The sequence below is a fragment of the Brevibacillus daliensis genome (assembly GCF_021245735.1).
Classification (GTDB): Bacteria; Bacillota; Bacilli; order Brevibacillales; family Brevibacillaceae; genus Brevibacillus_B; species Brevibacillus_B daliensis.
The window spans coordinates 1-5357 of the sequence record NZ_JAJISB010000063.1; the positions used below are offsets into that span (position 1 = coordinate 1).

The following is a 5357-nucleotide window of genomic DNA, read 5'->3' on the forward strand; positions in this document are numbered from 1 at the left end:
GTTTCATTCAAACATTTCACTGTTCAGTTTTCAAAGAACATCTTAGCTGCCTCACTATTTTAACAAATCAACTTCATTATGTCAAGAAGTTTTTTTAATTCGTTTTTCGGAAGCAACTTTTATATCATATCAGCTTCTCGTTTTGATGTCAACATCTTTTTTTAAAAGATTTTTTCATCTGTTATTGAGTTGCTGTTTCAACCTTGTGAGATTAGTCTAGCACAGAAGTGATATCAAAATCAATACCTTTTTTAAGTTTAATTGAAATTATTTCATTCATAAATAAAAAAAGATAGTTACAGCCTATCAGACTATAAATATCTTTTCAAATTTCTTCCGTTTATATTCTCATTTTCATACCTAAATAACTGCACGAACAATCCATATATTTCTCGAGTCTGATAAATTAATAATGGTACTATTCACTTCAACCATTGGTCTTGTAGGGTTATTTGGATTAATATAGATTACTTTTCCAAAGCTTCCATCACTCAGTTCCACTTTAGTTCCCAAAGCTAGTTGCGTTATCTCCTGTATGAAGGTTCGAACAATTTTTGGATCTAATCGTCCGAAGCTTTCTTCAATCAGCGCTTCTGCAACTAAAAATGGAGAAGTAGCTTTTTGATGCAGTCGATCAGAACACATAGCATGAAATATATCTGCTATTGCAATGATTTTACTATAGAGATGAATTTTCTCACTTTTAATTCCAAGTGGATATCCACTTCCATCTTCTCTTTCATGATGTTGCAAGGCAGCAAGTGCTGCACCATTTGTTAATCCCTGAGCGTTTTTTAATAAATCATAACCATATACAGTGTGTTGCTTCATCTCTTCAAATTCATCTGGAGTTAATTTAGATGTTTTCCATATGATTTTAGGATTTACTTTGGTTTTTCCTATATCCATAAGTACTCCAGCTAATGCTACTTGCATCAGTTCTTTATCAGGTAGCTTCATCCATTTAGCTATAATATAACTAAGAAGGCCAACACTTACACAATGTTCATATAAATAGTTATTTGGATCATCTGATTTTTTTAAGATGATCATCAGGTTAGAAATATCTTCTATTCCTTGTATTAAAGAAGAGATTACCGTTCTTGCCTCCATGACCTGTACACTTTGGCCACCTTGTACATGTTGAAATATATTTTTAAAAGAAGTAACAGCTTTATCAAATTGCTCTGAAAAATGTTGCGGGCCTACCTTCTCCCTTCTCACTTTCAGAGGTTCTGCAATCTTTTTACCGTCTTTATTCAAAGATAATAGATCCCGAAGTACGGACAAATCACTATTGACTGGCTCGATTACTACTTCTTTTATCAGAAATGCCTCGAGAATCTCTATTTCACGTTCTTCCATTATACTCCCTTTGGTAAAAAGCAGCCCTCCTAAAGGCGTATGAACATCTTCCATTAACAGTGCACCTAAAGGTATCTCCTTACTATTACAAATTGGCATAAAGATCCTCCTATTACCAATTTTCTATTATCAATAGTAACATTACTTTTTGACTATATCTACATGCGAATGATATGTAATTAGACCTATGTTTATTATGTATTACCCCTATTATATCTATCAAAAACATACTTGTGTAGTAAAAAAAAGTGATTCCTGGGCTGGAATCACTTTTTTTACACTTACCTATTCTTCTGTTTGATCAACATTTTCATCTTGATCATTACTTTCTTCATCCACTTGTTCTTGTTGTTCTTGTTGTTCTTGTTGTTCCTGTTGTTCTTGTTGTTCCTGTTGTTCTTGTCCTGCTTCTTCTGCTTCTTCATCCGTTTCTTCTGATGCTTCCACAATAGCTATCGAACCTACTTCAACATTCTCATCAAGACGAATCAGGCGTACACCCTGAGTATTACGTCCCATAATGGAGATGCCTTTAATCTCCATACGGATAATAATCCCGCTAATCGTAACAATCATGAGATCTTCATCATCTTGAACTACTTTAAGACCGACTACATGACCGCTTCGTTCGGTAATATTATGGGTTTTAATTCCCTTACCGCCTCGCGTTTGGATACGATATTCTGAAACTGGTGTACGTTTTCCGTATCCATTTGCTGTTACAATGAGAACCTGAGCATCATCGCGAATGACTTCCATGCCGATTACTTTATCATCTTCATCAAGCGTTATTCCTTTTACCCCTGTAGCTGTACGTCCCATCGTGCGAACATCACTTTCTTTAAAACGCACTGACATACCATTATGGGTGCCCAGGATAATTTCTTGATTACCATCCGTCAAACGAACATTAATTAACTCATCATCTTCACGCAGGTTAACGGCAAATAGACCGCCCTTACGAATATTCTCAAATGATTTGAGATCTGTTTTCTTGACGACCCCTTGTCTTGTCGCAAAGAAGATATACTCATCTTCCCGGAATTCCTTAACAGGAATAACGGCACTGACCGATTCACCTTTTTCTATCTGAATCAGGTTAATAATCGGCGTCCCTTTAGCCGTACGACTTAAGTCTGGGATCTCAAACCCTCTTAAGCGATACACTTTACCCTTGCTCGTAAAGAAGAGCAGCGTATCATGCGAATTGGTTACACAAAGATGCTCAACAAAGTCATCATCTTTGGTACCAATACCTTGGATGCCTCGACCACCACGTTTTTGACTGCGATAGGTCGTAACAGGCAGACGTTTTACATAACCGCTATGAGTTAAGGTAACAACCACTTCTTCTTCCGGGATTAAATCTGCATCCTCAATCATATCCTCGCTGATTGTGATATCAGTGCGACGCTCGTCCCCAAATTTATCTTTAATCCCATGTAGCTCGTCACGAACAATAGCATAGATTTTACCTTCATCTGCAAGGATAGCAGTCAATTCAGCAATCTTTGCCATTAGCTCCTGGTATTCAGCCTCAATTTTTTCACGTTCCAGACCTGTCAGACGTTGCAATCTCATATCTAGAATAGCTTGAGCCTGTTCATGGCTTAGTTCGTAGCGTTCCATTAAGGCATTTCTAGCATCTTCTCCTGCACGAGAAGCACGAATCAATGCGATAATTTCATCAATATGATCAAGGGCAATACGTAAACCTTCTAAAATATGAGCACGAGCTTCCGCTTGTCGTTTTTCATACTCAGTACGTCTGCGTACAATGTCACGCTGATGCTCCAGATAGTAATACAGCATGTCCCTTAGGTTTAGAATTTTTGGTCGCTGATTAACAAGTGCAAGCATATTAACCCCGAAAGTGGTTTGCATTTGAGTATGCTTGAACAAATTGTTTAGTACTACTTTAGGAATAATATCGCGACGAAGCTCAATTACGACACGCATACCTTTGCGATCTGATTCGTCTCGAAGATCAGTAATTCCGTCAATTTTTTTCTCGCGTACCAATTCTGCAATCTTTTCGACCAATCTTGCTTTATTCACCTGATAAGGAAGCTCTGTTACAATGATGCGTGCTTTACCATTATGTTCTTCAATAACAGTTTTAGCGCGCATAACCACGGAACCGCGACCTGTTTCGTAAGCACGACGAATTCCTGAATAGCCAAGAATTTCACCAGCTGTTGGGAAATCTGGACCTTTAATGATCTTCATCAGATCACTAATTGTAATATCAGGGTTATCAATCATGGCAATAACGCCATCAATTACTTCCCCAAGATTATGAGGTGGAATATTGGTAGCCATCCCAACCGCAATACCTGCAGATCCATTTACCAACAAATTAGGAAAACGTGATGGAAGAACAGTAGGCTCTTCCTCATGTCCATCATAGTTCGGAATAAAATCAACTGTATCTTTATCGATATCTCGAAGCATTTCCAACGAAATTTTGGAAAAACGAGATTCTGTATAACGCATTGCTGCCGCCATGTCTCCATCAACAGAACCAAAGTTCCCTTGACCTTCAACAAGCATATATCTCATGTTAAAATCCTGTGCTAAACGTACCAAGGTTCCATAAATCGCAGAATCACCATGAGGATGGTATTTCGCCATTACATCACCAACTACATTGGCTGACTTACGGAATGCCTTATCGGGAGTAAGACCCATATCATGCATGGCATACAAGATACGGCGATGAACAGGTTTTAGTCCGTCCCTTACATCAGGCAAAGCGCGACTAACAATGACACTCATCGCATAATCAATGAACGAGTCACGCATCTCTTGGCTTATATTTATTTTTGAAATCCGAGATGATTGTTCTGCCATTTTAGGTTACCCTCCAACTGGAATTTACAACATCTAATTATAGCATATAACAGTGAATTCCGTCTAAAAAGGTCAGAGCATAGGGAGATTGTTCTTAATTAGGCTTCTCCATGCTTTTCCACCCTTGGTCTAAACATGTCTTTTATGTTCTAAGGAAATACTACCATAGATTAATCATAATAAGTTGATATTGCCTTCTAAAAGGGGGAAAGACCATGTGGAAACGCAGCTATGTCCTTTATTCACTTGTACTTTTACTTTTAATTATTCCACAAAAAGCTATCGCTATAGACTCTATTCATATCCCTATTCAAATCATAATTGATGCCGGTCATGGTGGAATAGATGGAGGAACGTCATACAATAATATTCTGGAAAAAGAAATTAATCTGCAAGTAGCTAAATTGTTATATCAGGAGCTACAGCAAAAAGGTTATGTAGCCATTCTTAACCGTACTGGTGATTATGCTTTAAGTGATGAGAATGAATGGTTAGGAAGTAGATCCAGACATATACGCGACCTAGCTCAGCGGAGACACTTGGTGAAAGAGCTTCATCCCACCATCTTGGTTAGCCTTCATGTGAACTGGTCAAAAAATTCATCTGCCAATGGTCCGGTAGTCTTATATCAATCGAAAAATAACCAAAGCTACACGTTAGCACAAATGATTCAACATTCCTTGGATGGATTCTTTAAAACAAAAGGAGTCCCTTATCCGGGAAATACCTATTATTTATTAAAGCAAAACGTATGCCCGGCAGTTATTGTGGAAATGGGTTTTATCAGTAACAGTAGGGATCGTCATTACCTTACATCCCCAGAACACCAAAAGAAAATCGCCCAGTCTATTTTTACTGCAATTGAGGAGTATATTTTGCTAGATCCCGGTAAAATCCTCCCAAACAAAGAGGCTTTCCGAAAGTAGCTATTCGGCTACTTATTGGAAAGCCTCTTTTGTAAAGCTTCAATAATTTACCCCAATTATTTGTAATGAATTTCAAAGTAGGAGCAATTAGCGCAACCTACCATCAAGTAAAAAACTAATTATTCATGCTTACATGAAAATATCTATCAAAAAAAAGAGCCCTATATTTAGATTGAACTGTGACCGTGTTTGTAGACAGTTTGAAAAAGAAAC

General features: G+C 37.6%; 3 protein-coding genes. 1 reads left to right on the top strand and 2 read right to left on the bottom strand.

What is annotated here, in order from left to right; all coding sequences use genetic code 11:
* Nucleotides 1-360 precede the first annotated feature (360 nt).
* Both LM917_RS24160 and gyrA read right to left on the bottom strand, forming a co-directional pair.
* Nucleotides 361-1464, bottom strand: coding sequence for an HD-GYP domain-containing protein (locus tag LM917_RS24160; protein ID WP_232700251.1), 1104 nt, complete (start codon nt 1462-1464; stop codon nt 361-363).
* A gap of 186 nt (nt 1465-1650) precedes the next feature.
* Complete coding sequence (gyrA, locus tag LM917_RS24165; RefSeq protein WP_232700252.1) at nt 1651-4218, bottom strand: DNA gyrase subunit A; 2568 nt, start codon at nt 4216-4218, stop codon at nt 1651-1653.
* Between the two features lie 215 nt (nt 4219-4433).
* Here gyrA and LM917_RS24170 point away from each other — a divergent pair, with 215 nt between their 5' ends.
* Nucleotides 4434-5144, top strand: a complete 711-nt coding sequence (locus LM917_RS24170) for an N-acetylmuramoyl-L-alanine amidase family protein (RefSeq protein WP_232700253.1) — start codon at nt 4434-4436, stop codon at nt 5142-5144.
* The last annotated feature ends 213 nt before the right edge of the window (nt 5145-5357 follow it).

Bases quoted from the DNA above. Each gene is read 5' to 3' on its own strand.
- LM917_RS24160 (WP_232700251.1), bottom strand. From the start codon at position 1,464: ATGCCAATTTGTAATAGTAAGGAGATACCTTTAGGTGCACTGTTAATG.
- gyrA (WP_232700252.1), bottom strand. From the start codon at position 4,218: ATGGCAGAACAATCATCTCGGATTTCAAAAATAAATATAAGCCAAGAG.
- LM917_RS24170 (WP_232700253.1), top strand. From the start codon at position 4,434: ATGTGGAAACGCAGCTATGTCCTTTATTCACTTGTACTTTTACTTTTA.